The organism is Pseudonocardia sp. EV170527-09, assembly GCF_008369905.1.
In the GTDB taxonomy this organism is placed as follows: domain Bacteria; phylum Actinomycetota; class Actinomycetes; order Mycobacteriales; family Pseudonocardiaceae; genus Pseudonocardia.
On the sequence record NZ_VRMC01000017.1, the window covers coordinates 60,780 to 77,957 of the forward strand.

A 17,178-nucleotide genomic window follows, 5' to 3' on the forward strand; every position below is an offset into this window, starting at 1 on the left:
TCGATTCAGAAGGACGGGCGGCGCTGCAGCGAGAACTGGAAGACGTCGAGGTAGCCGACGCGGAATCCCGCCTCGCAGTAGCCGAGGTAGAACTCCCACATCCGGCGGAACGTCTCGTCGAAGCCGAGCGCCTCGACCTCGTCCCACCGCTCGAGGAAGCGCGTGCGCCAGTGGCCCAGGGTGCGGGCGTAGTCGAAGCCGAGGCTGCGCCGCTCGGCGACGTGCAGGCCGCCGGTGTGGTCGGCGAGGTTCTGCTCGATCGCCTCGACCGACGGGATGATCCCGCCCGGGAAGACGTACTTGTGGATCCAGGTGTAGTCGTCGCGGGCGACCATCATCCGGTCGTGCGGCATGGTGATCGACTGCAGGCCGACCCGCCCGCCCGGCTTGAGCAGCCGGTCCAGCGCGGCGAAGTACGTCGGCCAGTACTCGACGCCGACGGCCTCGATCATCTCGACCGACACGACGGCGTCGTAGGAGCCCTGGGCCTCGCGGTAGTCGCGCAGCAGCACCTGCACCCGGTCGGCCACGCCCGCCTCGGCGAGCCGCGCCTCGGCGAGGGTCTTCTGCTCCTGCGAGATCGTCAGCGTGGTGACCCGCGCGCCGCGCTGCGCGGCCCGCGTCGCGAGCCCGCCCCAGCCCGTTCCGATCTCCAGCACGTGCATCCCGGCCTCGACGCCCGCCATGTCCAGGATGCCGTCGATCTTGCGTTCCTGGGCCAGGACGAGGTCGTCGGAGCCGTCGGCGAACCAGCCCGCGGAGTAGGACATGGTGTCGTCGAGGAACAGCGAGAACAGCTCGTTGGACAGGTCGTAGTGGCGGTGGATGTTCTCCCGCGACCCCTCCACCGAGTTGACCTCGGCGGTGGGCCGGCGGGCCTCGGCGAACCGGCGGCCCAGCCGCTGGAGCGCCGGCGGGATCAGCGTCGACAGCCGGGACGCGAACGGGGTCAGCAGACCGGGCAGGTCGGTGGTCGTCCAGTCGCCCACCATGTAGGACTCGCCGAACCCGATCTTCGAGTCGGCGCCGAGCCGGTGGAAGAACGCCGACGGCCGCTCGATCCGCATCACCGGCGAGTCCGGACCGCCCGACCCGATGCGCTCCCCACCGGGGAACACCACACGGACCGGCAGCGACCGGACGGCGTTGCGGAACAGCGACTCCGCGATCCGGGCCTTGACCGGGGCCACGGGCGGCGTCGCCAGACCGGGCCACACTCCCTCGTTGGGGCGGGGGACGGCGTGGGTGCGGGGCCGGACGCCGCGCGCCCCGCCGGTCACCGGCACGGCGATCCCGTCGTGCTGCATCGTCATCGCGAGAGCCCTTCCTGAGGCAGATCCTGTACGGGGTGTTCGTCGGGCAGGCCCGCGCGGTTCTGTGGTGGTCGTGCCGGTTTCGGCACGACCGGGAGCCGGGTCCACAGCGCGATGCCGTGCCGCCGGATCAGCGCCGCGGTCCGCTGGGTGACCAGCGGGCGCCGCAGCACCGTGCGCGCGACCTGACGGGTGGTCGCGGGCCTGCGGGTCCCGGCCAGGGTGGCGACGAACGCGGGCGCGCCGTCCTGGTGCAGCGTGATCGCGATGCCGAGCCGGTCGCCGGGCTCGGGCAGGCGCATCGCGTAGTGGCCGTCGACGGTGAGGAACGGCGAGACGTAGAACTCCTTGTCCACGCTCGCCCGCCCCGACGGGTCGGGGTGCAGCAGGTAGCAGTGCCGTTCGCCGTAGGTGTTGTGCACCTCCGCGATCACGCAGGCGAGCGTGCCGTCGGCGCGGTGGCACCAGAACACCGAGATCGGGTTGAACACGTAGCCGAGCACCCGGGCGTGGGCGAGCATCAGGACCCGGCCCCCGGCCAGGTCGATGCCGTGCGCGGCCAGGTAGGTGTCGACGTTCTCCCGGATCCCGCGCCCGGGGTCCCCGAGGTGGTCGCGGGACTCGAAGCGGGCGAACGGGCGCAGCCAGAACGGCAGCCGCGGCAGCGCGTCGAGGTCGACGAGCCAGTAGTAGATCGGGTGCGAGAACGACGACTCCAGGTCGCGCCGGCGGGCGTGCCGCACCTCGGCGTCGTACAGCGCCGGGGTGCTCACCAGCTCACCCCCAGCGCCCGGGCGGCGCGCACCCCCGAGGCGCAGCCGTCCTCGTGGAAGCCCCAGCCGTGGTAGGCGCCGGCGAAGGCGGTGACCGGGGTGTTCAGCTCCGGCAGGCGGCGCTGCGCGGCCACCGCGCCCGGCGTGTACACGGGGTGCTCGTAGGTCATCCGTGCGACGACGGCGTCCGGCGCGATCCGCCCGGTGCCGTTCAGCGTGACCACCCAGTCGTCGGGATCGGTGAGGCGCATCAGCCGGTTCATGTCGTAGCTGACCAGCACCGGAGCCTGGGCGGAGTCGGCGCAGGCGGGCTTGAGGTAGTTCCACGACGCCCGGGCGCCGCGTCGGCGCGGCAGCAGCGAGGTGTCGTGGTGCAGCCAGGTCTCGTTGCGGGAGTAGGTGAACGCCCCCAGCACGGTCCGCTCGTCGGCGGTGGCGTCGTCGCCCAGCACCGCCAGCGCCTGGTCGGGGTGGGTGGCGAGCACGACGTGGTCGAACGCGGCGACGGTGTCGGAGTCGTCGCGGACCTCGACGCCCGCGGCCGAGCGCAGGACCGAGCGGACCGGTGTCGCGGTGCGCACGGCCGGGAGCTGCTTGACGACGCGCTCGACGTAGGAGCGGGACCCGCCGGTCACCGTCCGCCACTGCGGCGAGCCGCCGATCCCGAGCATGCCGTGGTGGTCGAGGAAGGTGAACAGGTAGCGCGCCGGGTAGTCCAGCGACAGCGCCGCGCCCGCCGACCACACGCAGGACACCACCGGAATCATGAAGTGCTGGACGAAGTAGCGGGAGTAGCCGCCGATCGCGAGGAACGCCCCGAGAGTGGTGAGGTCCGGCGCCGCCGCCCGCTCCTCGTACGCGAGGACCCGGCGGGCGTGGCGGTGGAACCGTACGACCTCGCCGAGCATCCGCAGGTAGGCCGGCCGGGCCAGGTTCGACGCCTGGGGGAACAGCCCACCCAGCTTGCGGGCACCGGCGTACTCCAGCCCGCAGCCGTCGCAGCGCACCGACATGGACATGTCGGAGTCCTGGGTGGCCACGCCCAGCTCGCCGAACAGCCGCAGCAGGTTCGGGTAGGTGCGGTCGTTGTGGACGATGAAACCCGAGTCGACGTGGGTGGTCCCGCCGTCCGACGACGCCAGCTCGTGGGTGTGGGCGTGCCCGCCGGGGCGATCGTCGGCCTCGTACAGCGTCACGTCGTGGCTGCGGGACAGCAGGTGGGCGGCCGTCAGACCGGACACCCCGCTGCCCACCACGGCAACGGTCGGACGCGCCTGCACTGCACTCACCTGTGGGCTCCTTCGAGCGCGACCCGCAGCCCGGCCGGGGCGGGTTCCGCCATGGCGTTCGAGATGACCGGGTCCCGGGGTTCGGCCCCGAGCTCGCCGAGTGCGAAACGTCGCACCAGGGAGGTCCAGTCCCCGGCGCGCCGGAGCATGGGGTGGCCGTCGCCGAGGACGTCGAAGCGGGCGACCCGGTCGGTCACCGACCGGGCGTGCAGGGCGTAGGCGTAGGACGCGGCGGGTTCGGTCATCCGGTCCCGGTCGCCGTGCGCGATCAGCACCGCGCGCCCGGCGAGCTGCTCGACCGGGTCGGATCCCTCCAGCCAGGGGGCGAGCCCGCACACCGCGACGACACCGGGCGCGCCCGCCGCCCGCAGCACCGCACGGCCACCCATCGAGTGCCCGACGAGCACGATCGGACGCCCCGGGTAGCGGCGGGCGAGCTCGTGGACGGCCCACTCGGCGTCGCGGTAGGCGTCCATGGCCGGACCGTTCCAGCCCCGCACCCGGTAGCGCAGCAGGTGCACCGCGATGCCCGAGCCCAGCTCGGTCCGGTGGCCGCGCCCGCCGCGCTCCAGGGAGTGCGCGAACGGCAGCATGCGCAGCAGCGCCGGCCCGCGCCGGGCGGGGGCGGTGGAGTGGGACTTCCCACCGTGGGCGACGAGCACCACACCTGCGGGGTCGGGGTGGCGGTCGCCGGCGTTCTCCAGCCACGGACTCGGATCGGGCACGGGGCGCCTCGCAGGGGACGGGGTGCACGGGGCACCGGAACGGTCTCGGCGCGTGTTCGTCCGGAGGCCCGGTGGTGGCCGGTCGGTGGGACCGTCCTCACATCGGGTCGGCCCGGACACGGCCCGCGGCCGGTGCGTACCCGTCGACCCTAGATCGGGCCCCGGCACCTTGCTCGTCGAGACATCTCGGCGCGCGGGGCCGCTCGAACGAGTGAGGTGCACGTCACCTCCGGTGGTCACGGCGTGGGTGGGTAGGACCACGGACGCACCCGGCTGCACGAGGCGCGAAGATGTGCGTGCGCCCGGGAGCCGGGCGCCGCGGACGGGCGGGGAGAGGACGACGACGATGGGCGTGCCACCGGAGCTGACGGTGTGGCAGAAGGTCGTGGCGACGGTGCGACGCCGGCGTCGCGGGTCGGGCTTCTGGTTCGGCCTCGCGATCGCGGTGATCTGGCCGTTCGTCGTCTTCGGGACCCGGCTGGGCTGGCGCGGTGCGGAGCACCTGCCGCGCACCGGCGGCGCCCTGCTGGTCGGCAACCACGTCTCGTTCTCCGACCCGATCTTCGACATCGCCTTCGGCACCGCGCACGGCCGGATCCCGCGGTTCCTGGCCAAGGGCGAGCTGTGGTCGGTGCCGGTGGTCAAGTGGGTGCTCGGCCACGGCGGGCACATTCCGGTGTACCGGTCGTCGAAGCGGGCGTCGGAGTCGTTCACCGGCTCGATCGACGCCCTGGAGCGCGGGGAGATCGTCGCGATCTACCCGGAGGGCACCTACACCCGCGACCCCGAGCACTGGCCGATGAAGCCGAAGAACGGCGTCGCCCGGATCGCGCTGCGCTCCGGCGTCCCGGTGATCCCGATGGCGAACTGGGGCACCCAGGACTTCCTGCCCGCCGACGGGAAGCCGGCGCCGTTCCCGCGCAAGCGCGTCACGGTCGCGCTCGGCCCGCCGGTGGACCTCTCGGAGTTCGTCGGGAAGCCGCTGACGAAGACCACCCTCGACGCGGCCACCGCGAAGATCATGGACGCGGTGACCGGGCTGCTGGAGGAGCTGCGCGGGGAGACCCGCCCGGCGACGCCCTACGACCCGGAGGCTCGGCCGCGTCCGGAATCGCCGGGCGAGCCGGCGCAGCGGGCGGCGTCCTGACCCGTCAGATCTCCAGCCCCAGCAGGGCGTTCTCGATGACCTCGGGCAGCGCCGGGTGGATCCAGTACTGGCCGGTCGCGATCTCGGTGACGGTCTGGCCGAAGGCCATCGCCTGGATCAGCTGCTGGATCAGCGTCGATGCCTGCGGCCCGAGCAGGTGGGCGCCCAGCAGCCTGCCGGTGCCCTTCTCCGCGATCAGCTTGCAGATGCCGGTGCGGTCCTCCATGGCCCAGCCGTAGGCGACGTCGCCGACGTTCTGCACCTTGACCGCGATCTCGAACTCGGCGTCGCGGGCCTCGGCCTCGGTCAGGCCGACCGAGGCGATCTGCGGCTCGGTGAACACCGCGGCCGGGACGAGGTCGTGGTTGGTGGCGCGCAGGTCGTCCGGGTGCGCCAGGTTGTGCCCGACGATCTTGGCCTCGTGGTTGGCCACGTGCTTGAGCTGGTGCGGGGAGCTCACGTCGCCCAGCGCCCACACCCCGGGGGCGGAGACGCTGCGCTGGTACTCGTCGACGGCGACCCGGCCGTCGGCGTGCACGGTCACGCCACCGCGGTCCAGGTCCATCCGGTCGCCGTTGGGCATCCGGCCGGTGGCGACGAGCAGCGTGTCGGCGACGACGGTGGAGCCGTCGTCGAGGGTGATCTCGACCTCGCCGGGGCCACCGCTGCCGTCGCCGGACAGCGCGGTGACCTGGCGTCCCAGCCGGCAGTCCCAGCGGGCGGCGGCGATCTCGGTGAACCGGTCGGACAGCGTGTCGTCGAGGTGGCGCAGCAGCTTCGGCCCACGCGCGATCACGGTGACCTCGGCACCGAGCGCGGAGAACACGTGCGCGAACTCCGACGCGATGTAACCGCCGCCCAGGATGGCGAGCCGGCGCGGCACGTCGTCGACACGCATCACGGTGTCGGAGGTCTCGAACGGCACACCGGCGTCGGCGACCAGCGGCGGGATGCTCGGCCGCGACCCGGCGGCGATGACGATCCGGTCGCCGCTGACCGTGACGGTGCCGGAGCCGTCGGTGCGCTCGATGCCCAGCTCGCGCTCGCCGGTGAAGCGGGCGTGCCCGAAGTACACGGTGACGTTGGGGCTGCGGTCCACCCGGTAGGAGCGTCCGCCCTCGGAGATCGGGTCGATCCGCCCGAACACCCGGTCCCGGATGTCGGTCCAGCGGATCTTGTCGACGGTGCCGTCGACACCGTAGGTGTGCGCGTGCCGGATGGTCTCGGCGACGTCCGCGGCGTAGACGTACATCTTGGTCGGGATGCAGCCGACGTTCAGGCAGGTCCCGCCGAACACCCCGTGCTCGACGAGCGCGACGTCGAGCCCGGCGAAGCGTTCGTCGAGGAAGGTGTTTCCGGAACCGGTGCCGATGACGACCAGATCATGGTGGGCCACGTCGCGAGGCTAACCGCTTCCGCGGGTCGGCGGCGTTCTGGTACCCCTCTGGAGATGACCGTCCCCACACCGGCCGCGGCGGCGGCCCCCACCCTGCACCGCGCCTGGGCCGCCGACCTCGACCCGGCCACCCTGTACGCGCTGCTCGCGCTGCGCACCGCGATCTTCGTCGTCGAGCAGGAGTGCCCCTACCAGGAGCTCGACGGGCGTGACCTCGAGCCGCGGACCCGGCACCACTGGCTGGCCGAGGCCGGAACGGTGGTCGCGACCCTGCGGCTGCTGGCCGAGCCCGGCGGGGTCATGCGGATCGGCCGGGTGTGCACCCGGGCCGAGGCGCGCGGGCGCGGGCTGGGGCACCGGCTGATGGACTCGGCGCTCGCCGAGGTCGGTGACCGCCCCTGCGTGCTCGACGCCCAGGAGGTCCAGCAGGCGTTCTACGCCCGGCACGGTTTCGTGCCGGCGGGGGAGCGGTACGTCGAGGACGGCATCCCGCACGTCCCGATGGAGCGCCGCCGCCCCTGAGCGGGGCCCGGCCCGCGGCCCGCGTGCGCAGGTCCGGCGGGGACCGTGCGGCGCACGACCGGAGGAGGGGCGTGCTCCGCGCGCCGCCCTCGCCGGGCCGCCGAGTGCGCGATACTCGCGCGCGTGCTCCGACCGAGGGTGCACGAGCGGACACGCTGGGAGAGGAAGGCGGAACGGATGAGCGACGACCGACGGGGCGGCGACTCCCCGGCCTGGGGGCGGGTCGGACCGGCGGACCCGACGGCGGACCCGGCGACCCATCCGGCGCTGCGCACGCCCGACCCCGCGGCCGAGCAGCCGACCGTGGCGGTGCCGGTGGAGGGCGGACCGGACTCCGAGGCCACCACCGAGAAGCGCGCGATCCCGCACACCCGCGCCGGTGGGCTGTGGGCCGCGCTGATCCTCTCGGCGGTCGTGCTGATCTTCCTGCTGGTGTTCATCCTGCAGAACACCGAGCCGGTCGCGATCACCTTCCTGTGGATGACCGGGACCCTGCCGACCGGGGTGGCGTTGCTGTTCGCCGCGATCGCCGGGATCCTGCTGGTCGCCGTGCCCGGGACGGGCCGGATCCTGCAGCTGCGCCGGCAGGCGCGGCGGGGCTGACCCGCGCGGGTCGCGGCCGGGAGACCGGCCGCGACCCGGGGGGAGATCAGCGCCGGCGGCGCGGCCGGTCGGAGCGCGCGGCCCCGCCCGCGGCCGGGCGACGGCGCGGGGTGGGCTTCGGCGGCTTGGCGACGATGATCGGCTCGCCGGACGGCTCCTGCGCACCGGTCACACGGACCAGGTCCGGGTGCCCCGGACGGACCGTCGAGACCTCCGCGGAGACCCCGGCCTGGCGGGTGAGCAGGTCCACCTCGGCACGCTGATCGGGCATCGCCAGCGTCACCACGACGCCGTCCTCCCCGGCCCGGGCGGTACGCCCGGCACGGTGCAGGTAGGCCTTGGGGTCGGCGGGCGGGTCGACGTGCACGACGAGCCCGACGTCGTCGATGTGGATGCCGCGGGCCGCGACGTCGGTCGCGACGAGCACCGGCACCGCGCCCGAGCGGAAGTCGTCGAGCGCGCGGTTGCGCTGGCTCTGCGAGCGGCCACCGTGCAGCGGCCCGGCGGCGACGCCCTCGCGACGCAGCACCCGCACCATCCGGTCGGCGCCGTGCTTGGTGCGCACGAACAGGATCGTCCGGCCCTCCCGGGCGGCGATCTCGGCGACGACGCGGGGCCGGTCGTCGCGGTCGACGACGAGCACGTGGTGCTCCATCGTCGCGACGCTGCCGGTCGGCGGGGCGACCGAGCGGGTCACCGGGTCGGTGAGGTGGCGCCGGACCAGGGTGTCGACGTCGCCGTCGAGGGTCGCGGAGAACAGCAGACGCTGCCCGTCGGCGGGGGTGCGGTCGAGGATCGCGCGGACCTGGGGCAGGAAGCCCATGTCGGCCATGCGGTCGGCCTCGTCCAGCGCGGTGATCGTGACCTCGGACAGGTCACAGGTGCGCTGCTGGAGGTGGTCGGACAGCCGGCCCGGGGTGGCGACCAGCAGGTCGATCCCGCGCCGGAGCTCGGCGACCTGCTTGTTCATCGACATCCCGCCGACGATGTCGGTCACCCGCAGGTCCACCGCCTTCGCCAGCGGCTTCAGGACCTCGACGACCTGGGTGGCGAGCTCGCGGGTCGGGACCAGCACCAGACCGCGCGGGGCGGTGGGGCGGGAGCGCTCCCCGGCCAGGCGGGCCAGCAGTGCGAGCCCGAAGGCGAGGGTCTTGCCGGACCCGGTCTGGCCGCGTCCGAGCAGGTCGCGCCCGGCGAGGGTGTCGGGCAGCGTGGCCGCCTGCACCGGGAACGGGGCGGTGAAGCCCTGCTCGGCCAGTGCCGTGGTCAGCCGCTCGGGCAGGCCCAGCGCGGCGAACGACGGCATGCCGTCCTCGGGCTCGACCCACTGCGGCTCCGGCTCGGCCTTCGGCGCGGCGGCGCGGGTCGGGGCCGGACGGGACGCGGTGGCGCCACCGCCGCCACCGCCGCGGCGTCCGCGGCGGGGGGCCGGACGGTCGCCGTTGCGCTGGGAGGACCGGGCGGGCCCGCGGTCGACGCGGCTGCCGTCCTGCAGGTGCTCGCGGCGCTCGGCGCGGTTGCCGGTGCCGCCGTCGCCGGAGCGCTCGCCCCGGGCGGTGCGCTCGCCGCGGGGGGCGCCGGAGCGCTCACCGCGGGCAGGGCCGCCGGTGCGGGCGCCCCGGGCCGGACGCGCGGCGTCGCGGCGGTCGTCGTCCCGGGCGGGACGGTCGCGGCGGTCCTCGCCACGGAACTCACCGCGGGTCTCGCTGCGGAACTCGGTGCGGCGGTCGTCGCGTCGGGCCGACCCGCGGTGGGCGCCGCCGTCGGCGGACGGCCCGGACGGGCGGGTGGCCCGCCGACGGGCGGGACGGTCGGTGGCGGTGCCGGCGTCGGACGACGGCGGGCGGAACTGCGGCCTGGTCAAGACAGGTCTCCTCGAGAACGTGGCACGTCCTGCGGAGACCTCGGGGGAGGTGTGCTCGGCCGACGGGCCCGGGCGCGGCAGGTGCGTCGTCGCGGTGCGCGCTCCGTGATGGAAGGGCTCGGCCCGGTGACAGAATGCCCGGGCGCTCGTCGATCGACAATACGCCCCGCGCCCGGGCCGGACGACGGCGGGACCTCCTCCGCCCGCCGGGATGCCGCCCGTGGTGTCCGGGCCGCACCCCGGCGACCGGGGGCGACCGTCAGCCGATCCGGGAGCGTTCCCGCAGGTCCGACAGCAGGTCGGCGGGGGCGGCCGGGTCCAGCCCGTGCGCGACGAACCACTCGCCGATGCGTCGCACGTCACGGTCGAGGAACTCCGGTCCCTGCGGGTTCCCGACGACGTCGACCACCTGCGGCAGGTCGATCAGCACCGCCCTGCCGTGGTGGACGAGCACGTTGTAGGCCGACAGGTCGCCGTGCGCCCAGCCGGGGTGCGGCGCGCCCGTCGGCGGCGCCGAGGAACTCCAGCAGCACTTCGGTCCCGTCGACCGAGACCGGGTAGGGCACCGGGGCACCCGCCCCGCACAGCCGGGCGAGCGCGGCGAACTCGGCCGCCGCCCACTGCCCGGCGATGAGATCGCGGCCCAGCGAGGTGCGCCGTGCCATCGCGCGGGTCTCCCGGGAGCGCCGGACGCGGCGCCCCTCCGGGTAGCCGGCGTCGCGGTGGAACATGCGGTGTGCGGGATCGCGGTAGCGCTTGGCGGCGAGCAGCACCCCGTCGTGGCCGGGGAGGCCGCGTTCGACGAGGTGCACCCTCGGCCTCCTTGCCGGTCTTGAGCACCCCGCGCTCGTGGTCGACGGCACCGGCGTCGGTCACCGGCCGGTCGGGGCGGGGGTGCGGGCCGCGGGACCCGGCGGGCAGCCCGGTCCAGGTGGACCAGCGGTCACCACTGCCGGGGATCTCGGCGGTGTCGGGGTCGGTACGGCCGGGACCCGCGCCGGGCCCGGTCGCCCGGCCGCACCGCCACGACCAGGGCCGCCACGACCAGGGCCGCCACGACCAGGGCCGCCACGACCAGGGCCGCCACGGCGGGTGCGTCCCCGGCTCCGGGCTCCGGGGTCAGGCCGGGATGACGAGATCGAGGTGGTTGCCGTCGCGTTCCACGAGGTGCCCCGCCCGCCGTGCGATCCGGGCCACCGCGCCGGCGTCGGCCGGCTCGGCCCGTGAGCTCGCGAGCAGCCGCGCCAGGCCGCCCTTGTGCGACTTGTTGTGGTGGCTGACCACCGAGCGCGACCCGTCCGGGCGCTGGGCCAGCACGTTCACCGTGACCGCGCCGGGGACCGTGCCGAGCGCGGCGTAGCCGCCCGAGCGCAGGTCGACGACGAGCTCGCCTTCTGCGATGCGCGCCAGCAGCGGGTCGAGCGCCGGGCGCCAGCGCGCCGCGAGCGTGCCCGAACCGGGCAGCTTCGAGCCCGCCGAGAGCCGGTAGGGCGGGATCGGGTCGTCGGCGGAGAGGAGCCCGAACAGCGCCGAGCACACCGCGAGCCGGGACCGGGCGCGGTCCCGGGTGGCGCGGGTGAAGGAGCCGGCGTCGAGGGCGTCGTAGAGCACCCCGGTGTAGCGGTCCAGCGCCGGCAGGGTCGGGTTCGTGCGCAGCGCGGCGTTGCGGTCGATCTCGGCGTCCTGGCGCTGCGAGACCCCGAGCGCGGCACGCGCGGCCGGACGGTCGCCGGCCAGTGCGACGAGCTCGTCGCAGAGCTCCGTGCGGACGGGGCCGAGGTCGGTGTCGTGGGAGAGCGCGGTGAGGTCGAGCGGCGGACCGTCGCCGCCGTCACGCTTGGTCTCCGAGGGCGGCAGCAGGACGAGCACGGCGCCACAGAGTAGTGATCGCCGCGGACGGCCGTTGTGCCCGCCGGGGGACCGCACTAGGTTCGGGTGTGTGACCTGCCTGGTGGCGCGCATCCACGTCGACTGCATGCGGATCACGAGCGCGGCCTGTCGCCCCTGCCGCTGACCCGCGCTCGTCCGAGGGCCCACGTACGCGTCCGCCCCGCCACAGTCCTGTAGCTACCCCTGTAGCCGCCGCGATCGACCGACCCGGGCACGGCCCGCCTCGGCACGCTCACACCGGCGGTCGACCCGAAGAGGAGTCCCACCGTGACCGACCCCGAGATCACCGCCAACTGGTCGTTCGAGACCAAGCAGGTGCACGCCGGCGCCGCACCCGACCCGACCACCAACGCCCGGGCGACGCCGATCTACCAGACGACGTCCTACGTCTTCCGCGACACCGACCACGCCGCGAACCTGTTCGGGCTCGCCGAGTTCGGCAACATCTACACGCGGATCATGAACCCCACCCAGGACGTGCTGGAGCAGCGCGTCGCCGCGCTGGAGGGCGGGGTCGGGGCCCTGGCCGTCGCGTCCGGGCAGGCCGCGCAGGCACTGGCGATCCAGAACATCGCCGAGGCCGGGGACCACATCGTCTCCAGCGCCTCGCTCTACGGCGGCACCTACAACCAGTTCCACTACACCTTCCCGAAGCTGGGCATCGAGGTCACCTTCGTCGACGACCCGGACGACCTGGAGGAGTGGAAGGCCGCGATCCGGCCGAACACCAAGGCCCTCTACGGCGAGACGCTGGGCAACCCGCGCGGCAACATCCTCGACATCGCGGCCGTCGCCGGCGTCGCGCACTCCGCCGGGGTCCCGCTGATCGTCGACAACACCGTCCCGACCCCGTACCTGGTGCGGCCGATCGAGCACGGCGCCGACATCGTCGTCGAGTCCCTGACCAAGTTCCTCGGCGGCCACGGCACCTCGGTCGGCGGCATCATCGTCGACTCCGGGAAGTTCGACTGGGTCGCCAACAAGGACCGGTTCCCGGGCCTGACCAGCCCCGACCCGAGCTACCACGGCGCGGTGTTCACCGACGCCGTCGGCCCGATCGCCTACATCATCAAGGCCCGCGTGCAGCTGCTGCGCGACCTCGGCCCGGCGATCTCCCCGCAGAACGCGTTCCTGATCCTGCAGGGCATCGAGACGCTGTCGCTCCGGATGGACCGGCACAACCAGAACGCCCAGGCGCTGGCCGAGTGGCTGGAGGGCCGCGACGAGGTGGAGAAGGTCCACTACGCAGGCCTCCCGTCCAGCCCGTGGCACGAGCTGCAGAAGAAGTACCTGCCCAAGGGCGGCGGCGCGATCGTGGCGTTCGAGCTGCAGGACGGGGTCGAGGCGGGCAAGAAGTTCGTCAACGCCCTCGAGCTGCACAGCCACCTCGCCAACATCGGCGACGTGCGCAGCCTGGTCATCCACCCGGCGTCGACCACGCACAGCCAGCTGTCGGCCGAGGAGCAGATCGCGTCCGGGGTCACCCCGGGCCTGGTCCGGCTCTCGGTGGGTCTGGAGGGCATCGAGGACCTCAAGGCCGACCTCGACGCCGGGTTCCGCGCCGCGAAGGGCGCATGAGCGGCGATCTGATTACCTGGTGTCCGTGAACGACATCGAGCCCCCTCCCGCCAGCGGTGCCTGGCGGGAGGGGGACGACCCCGGCCGCCGCCGATTCCTCGACCTGCCGGCGCCGCTGAAGCTGGTGGCCGGCGGGGAGCTCCCCGGCGTGCGGCTGGCCTACGAGACCTGGGGCGAGCTCGCGCCGGACGGCTCCAACGCCGTCCTGGTGCTGCACGCCCTCACCGGCGACGCGCACCTGGACGGCCCGGCCGGCCCCGGGCACCCGACGCCGGGCTGGTGGCCCGGGCTGATCGAGTCGGGCGGCCCGCTGGACCCGGCGCGCTGGTTCGTCGTCGCGCCGAACGCGGTCGGCGGCTGCCAGGGCAGTACCGGTCCGGCGTCGCGGGCGCCGGACGGCCGGACCTGGGGCAGCCGGTTCCCGACGGTCACCGTGCGGGACACCGTCGCCGCCGAGCAGTACCTCGCCGACGCGCTCGGCATCGACGCGTTCGCCTGCGTGATCGGCGGCTCGATGGGGTCGATGCGCTCCCTGGAGTGGGCGGCGACCGAGCCCGACCGGGTACGGCGGCTGTTCCTGCTCGCCGGGCCCGCGGCGTCGTCGGCGGACCAGATCGGCTGGGCGAGCCCGCAGATCCAGGCCATCACCTCCGACCCGCACTGGCACGGCGGCGACTACCACGACACGCCCGAGGGGCCGTGGCGCGGACTGGGCGTCGCCCGGCGGATCGCGCACCTGTCGTACCGGTCGGGAGTCGAGCTGGCGACCCGGTTCGGCCGCGACCCGCAGGCCGGCGAGGACCCGCTCGACGGCGGCCGCTACGCGGTGGAGTCCTACCTGGACCACCATGCGGACAAGCTGGTGCAGCGCTTCGACGCCGCGTCCTACGTGCGGCTGACCCAGGCGATGAACCACCACGACGTCGGCCGTGACCGGGGCGGGGTGGCGTCGGCGCTGTCGCGGGTCAGCGCCCGCACCTACGTCGCCGGTGTCACCTCCGACCGGCTCTACCCGCTCGCCGAGCAGCAGGAGCTGGCCGACGGGATCCCACGCGCCGACCCGCTGAAGGTGATCGACTCCCCGTACGGGCACGACGGGTTCCTGGTGGAGACCCCGACGGTCGCCCGGCTGCTCGCGGAGCTGCTGGACGAGGCGGTCTGAGCCGCTCGGGCCGGGGCGCGCGGGCCCACCCGTGCACCCGGCCCGACGCGGGGCTCAGCCCAGGTTCTCGCCGTAGACGCGCTGCACCCGCATCGTCATCAGCACCCGCCGGTCCCGGACCATGACCTCGCGGTACTCGTCCCAGTCCGGGTGCTCCCCGGCGGCGGCCCGGTACCAGTCGACCAGTGCCTGCACGGCCGGTCCGTCGGTCGAGTCGTCGGGGCCGACGAGCTCGACCGGGCCCTCGGCCGTCGCCCACGAGCGGCCGTCGGCGCTCTGGACCGACAGTGCCGCCCGCGGGTCCCGCCGCAGGTTCGCGGTCTTCGCCCGTCCCTCGGTCATCGACACCTGCACCGTGCCCGCCGCCCGGTCGTAGTACGGCGTCACCGGCGACAGCTGGGGCATGCCACTGCGCTTGATCGTCGCGAGGACGCCCTGGCGTGCCCCCGCGAGCAGCTCGTGCTGTTCGTCTCCCATGCCCCCGAGTCTGCCCGCTCCGGAACCGGGATGAGGAGCTCCGGGGCCCCTCGCTACCCTTCTGCAGGTGTTGACCCGGATGTCGTCGCTGTTCCTGCGCACCCTGCGTGAGGACCCGGCCGACGCGGAGGTGCCCAGCCACAAGCTGCTGGTCCGCGCCGGCTACGTCCGTCGCGTGGCCCCGGGCGTGTACTCCTGGCTCCCACTCGGCCTCACGGTGCTCCGCCGCATCGAGAACGTGGTGCGCGAGGAGATGAACGCCATGGGCGCCCAGGAGATCCAGTTCCCGGCGCTGCTGCCGCGCGAGCCCTACGAGGCGACGAACCGGTGGACCGAGTACGGCCCCAACCTGTTCCGTCTGCAGGACCGCAAGGGCGGTGACTACCTGCTCGGCCCGACCCACGAGGAGCTGTTCGCCCTCACGGTCAAGGGCGAGTACTCGTCCTACAAGGACTACCCGGTCATCCTCTACCAGATCCAGAACAAGTACCGCGACGAGGAGCGGCCCCGCGCCGGCATCCTGCGCGGCCGCGAGTTCCTCATGAAGGACTCCTACTCGTTCGACCTCACCGACGAGGGCCTGTCCGAGTCCTACCGCAAGCACCGCGACGCCTACGTGAAGATCTTCGACCGGCTCGGGCTGCGCTACGTCATCGTGTCCGCGACCTCGGGCGCGATGGGCGGCTCGGCGTCGGAGGAGTTCCTCGCCGAGTCCGAGACCGGCGAGGACACCTTCGTCCGCGGCCCCGGCGGCTACGCGGCCAACGTCGAGGCCGTCACCACGCCCGCGCCCCCGGCGATCCCGCTCGAGGGGCTGCCCGCCGCGCAGGTGCACCACACGCCGGACACCCCGACCATCGCGTCGCTGGTGGACTTCCTCAACGCCAACACCGAGCGCACCTTCACCGCGGCCGACACGCTCAAGAACGTGCTGGTCAAGACGCGGCAGCCGGGCGCGACCGAGTGGGAGCTGCTGGGGATCGGTGTCCCCGGGGACCGCGAGGTCGACATGAAGCGCCTCGAGGCGTCGCTGGAGCCGGCCCAGGTCGAGCTGCTCGACGAGGCCGACTTCGCCCGCAACGCCTTCCTCGTCAAGGGCTACATCGGCCCGGGCGCGCTGGCCGCGAACGGCGTCCGCTACCTCGTGGACCCGCGCGTCGTGACCGGCACCGCGTGGGTGACCGGCGCGGACAAGGCCGACCACCACGTCGTCGACCTCCTCGCGGGCCGGGACTTCACCCCGGACGGCACGATCGAGGCCGCCGAGGTCCGCGCCGGGGACCCGTCCCCGGACGGCACCGGGGTGCTGGAGGCCGCCCGCGGCATCGAGATCGGGCACATCTTCCAGCTCGGCCGCAAGTACGCCGACGCCTTCTCCCTCGACGCGCTCGGTCCGGACTCCAAGCCCGTCCGGATCACGATGGGTTCCTACGGCATCGGCGTCTCCCGGCTGGTCGCCGCGATCGCCGAGCAGTCCCACGACGACTCCGGCCTGGTGTGGCCGCGCTCGGTCGCGCCGTTCGACGTGCACGTCGTCGTCGCCGGCAAGTCCGCGGAGCTGCTGGAGGGCGGCGAGGCCGTCGCCGCCGAGCTGGAGGCCCAGGGCCTGTCGGTCGTCCTCGACGACCGCAAGGCGAGCCCCGGCGTGAAGTTCGCCGACGCCGAGCTGATCGGGGTCCCGACGATCGTCGTCGTCGGGCGGGGGCTCGCGGAGGGGAAGCTGGAGCTCAAGGACCGGGCCACCGGCGAGCGGAGCGAGATCGACCGCGCCGGGGCCGCCGAGCTCGTCGCCGGGATCGTCCGCGGGGCCTGAGCCGCACCGCCACCGCACGGAGCGGGTCCCTCTTCGGAGGGGCCGCTCCGTGCGTTCCGGGGTCAGCCGGGGCGGACCGCCGAGGCGGCCAGGTCGGTGAGCGCGGAGCGGGGCACCGCGTCGCCGGGGCCGCCACCCACGTCCGCCGCGACCACCAGCATCGCGACACCGACCGAGCCGTCGCGGGCCTGGGTCCGCGGCACCGCGAGCACCCCGACCGCGCCGTCGGTGGCGCGGCAGCCGCCCGCTCCCGACGCGGTGCCGTCGGTGCGCACGGTGGCCTCCACCCAGGTCCCCGGTTCGTCGTCGCCCGGGCGTGGCCCGGGCGGCCCGACCGCCACCTGCGGGGCCGAGCCGGCGTAGGCGGACTCCCCGGCGCCGCGGGCGAACGCCTGCGCGGCCTGCTCGACGGTCGTCCCGGCCGGAACGGCGACGAGCGCGGCCGCGGCGACCCCGCGCGGTGCGGCGCCGACGGGGCAGTCGCCCGCGGCGAACGGCGGCGCCTCGGCGAGCCGGGCGAACGGCACCCCGAACACCTCCAGCGCGGGCGCCCCGGGGGCCGGAGCGGTCCATCCCGGCGGGGGTGTGACGGCGAACGCGGCGGGCTCCACGGCCGGGGGCGGGGC

Annotated in this window: 15 protein-coding genes and 2 pseudogenes; 6 read left to right on the forward strand and 11 right to left on the reverse strand. The window is 74.4% G+C overall.

Going from position 1 to position 17,178, the window contains the following annotated elements; genetic code table 11:
• Positions 1 to 5 precede the first annotated feature (5 nt).
• From FVA95_RS07510 to FVA95_RS07525, 4 genes are read right to left on the reverse strand one after another with little or no spacing between them, the layout of a single operon-like run.
• A complete protein-coding gene (locus FVA95_RS07510) occupies positions 6 to 1,313 on the reverse strand; it encodes a cyclopropane-fatty-acyl-phospholipid synthase family protein (protein WP_149663546.1) in 1,308 nt (435 codons plus the stop codon).
• Positions 1,310 to 2,086 carry a DUF1365 domain-containing protein gene (locus FVA95_RS07515; protein WP_075307569.1) on the reverse strand — a complete coding sequence of 259 codons (777 nt, stop codon included), beginning with the start codon at positions 2,084 to 2,086 and terminating at the stop codon, positions 1,310 to 1,312. Before FVA95_RS07515 ends, FVA95_RS07510 begins: the two co-directional genes overlap by 4 nt.
• Positions 2,083 to 3,366 carry an NAD(P)/FAD-dependent oxidoreductase gene (locus tag FVA95_RS07520; RefSeq protein WP_149663565.1) on the reverse strand — a complete coding sequence of 428 codons (1,284 nt, stop codon included), beginning with the start codon at positions 3,364 to 3,366 and terminating at the stop codon, positions 2,083 to 2,085. The genes FVA95_RS07515 and FVA95_RS07520 overlap by 4 nt, the downstream gene beginning before the upstream one ends.
• Before the next feature lie 5 nt (positions 3,367 to 3,371).
• Positions 3,372 to 4,100 (reverse strand): alpha/beta hydrolase, encoded by a 729-nt coding sequence (locus FVA95_RS07525; RefSeq protein WP_149663547.1) that lies wholly within the window; start codon positions 4,098 to 4,100, stop codon positions 3,372 to 3,374.
• Between the two features lie 346 nt (positions 4,101 to 4,446).
• Here FVA95_RS07525 and FVA95_RS07530 point away from each other — a divergent pair, with 346 nt between their 5' ends.
• On the forward strand, positions 4,447 to 5,247 hold the full coding sequence (locus FVA95_RS07530) for a 1-acyl-sn-glycerol-3-phosphate acyltransferase (RefSeq protein WP_161992228.1): 801 nt from the start codon (positions 4,447 to 4,449) through the stop codon (positions 5,245 to 5,247).
• A 4-nt stretch (positions 5,248 to 5,251) separates the two neighbouring features.
• Here the strand turns inward: FVA95_RS07530 and FVA95_RS07535 are convergent, their stop codons facing one another.
• Positions 5,252 to 6,643 (reverse strand): mycothione reductase, encoded by a 1,392-nt coding sequence (locus FVA95_RS07535; protein ID WP_149663548.1) that lies wholly within the window; start codon positions 6,641 to 6,643, stop codon positions 5,252 to 5,254.
• 54 nt (positions 6,644 to 6,697) lie between these two features.
• Between FVA95_RS07535 and FVA95_RS07540 the strand changes: the two genes are divergently transcribed.
• Positions 6,698 to 7,165 carry a GNAT family N-acetyltransferase gene (locus FVA95_RS07540; protein WP_149663549.1) on the forward strand — a complete coding sequence of 156 codons (468 nt, stop codon included), beginning with the start codon at positions 6,698 to 6,700 and terminating at the stop codon, positions 7,163 to 7,165.
• Between the two features lie 177 nt (positions 7,166 to 7,342).
• Entirely contained in the window at positions 7,343 to 7,768 is a 426-nt protein-coding gene (locus FVA95_RS32715) for a lipopolysaccharide assembly LapA domain-containing protein (RefSeq protein ID WP_149663550.1), read from the forward strand.
• A 46-nt stretch (positions 7,769 to 7,814) separates the two neighbouring features.
• On the opposite strand, the gene FVA95_RS07550 is transcribed toward FVA95_RS32715, so the two are convergent.
• From FVA95_RS07550 to yaaA, 4 genes and pseudogenes are all read right to left on the reverse strand, one after another.
• On the reverse strand, positions 7,815 to 9,632 hold the full coding sequence (locus tag FVA95_RS07550; protein ID WP_370460844.1) for a DEAD/DEAH box helicase: 1,818 nt from the start codon (positions 9,630 to 9,632) through the stop codon (positions 7,815 to 7,817).
• 259 nt (positions 9,633 to 9,891) lie between these two features.
• A pseudogene (locus FVA95_RS07555) lies at positions 9,892 to 10,592 on the reverse strand (RIO1 family regulatory kinase/ATPase); the annotation flags it as partial.
• Positions 10,576 to 10,719 carry a hypothetical protein gene (locus tag FVA95_RS30780; RefSeq protein ID WP_161992229.1) on the reverse strand — a complete coding sequence of 48 codons (144 nt, stop codon included), beginning with the start codon at positions 10,717 to 10,719 and terminating at the stop codon, positions 10,576 to 10,578. The pseudogene FVA95_RS07555 and the gene FVA95_RS30780, both read right to left, overlap by 17 nt.
• Positions 10,720 to 10,751: 32 nt before the next feature.
• Positions 10,752 to 11,501 carry a peroxide stress protein YaaA gene (gene yaaA, locus FVA95_RS07560; RefSeq protein WP_149663551.1) on the reverse strand — a complete coding sequence of 250 codons (750 nt, stop codon included), beginning with the start codon at positions 11,499 to 11,501 and terminating at the stop codon, positions 10,752 to 10,754.
• A 288-nt stretch (positions 11,502 to 11,789) separates the two neighbouring features.
• Between yaaA and FVA95_RS07565 the strand changes: the two genes are divergently transcribed.
• Entirely contained in the window at positions 11,790 to 13,100 is a 1,311-nt protein-coding gene (locus FVA95_RS07565; RefSeq protein ID WP_149663552.1) for a bifunctional o-acetylhomoserine/o-acetylserine sulfhydrylase, read from the forward strand.
• 25 nt (positions 13,101 to 13,125) lie between these two features.
• A complete protein-coding gene (locus FVA95_RS07570) occupies positions 13,126 to 14,262 on the forward strand; it encodes a homoserine O-acetyltransferase (protein ID WP_149663568.1) in 1,137 nt (378 codons plus the stop codon).
• Between the two features lie 54 nt (positions 14,263 to 14,316).
• Here the strand turns inward: FVA95_RS07570 and FVA95_RS07575 are convergent, their stop codons facing one another.
• Entirely contained in the window at positions 14,317 to 14,739 is a 423-nt protein-coding gene (locus FVA95_RS07575) for a PPOX class F420-dependent oxidoreductase (protein WP_149663553.1), read from the reverse strand.
• A 67-nt stretch (positions 14,740 to 14,806) separates the two neighbouring features.
• Between FVA95_RS07575 and FVA95_RS07580 the strand changes: the two genes are divergently transcribed.
• On the forward strand, positions 14,807 to 16,552 hold the full coding sequence (locus FVA95_RS07580) for a proline--tRNA ligase (protein WP_149663554.1): 1,746 nt from the start codon (positions 14,807 to 14,809) through the stop codon (positions 16,550 to 16,552).
• A gap of 62 nt (positions 16,553 to 16,614) precedes the next feature.
• Here the strand turns inward: FVA95_RS07580 and FVA95_RS30785 are convergent.
• Positions 16,615 to 17,178 (reverse strand): annotated as a pseudogene (locus FVA95_RS30785) (hypothetical protein); the annotation flags it as partial.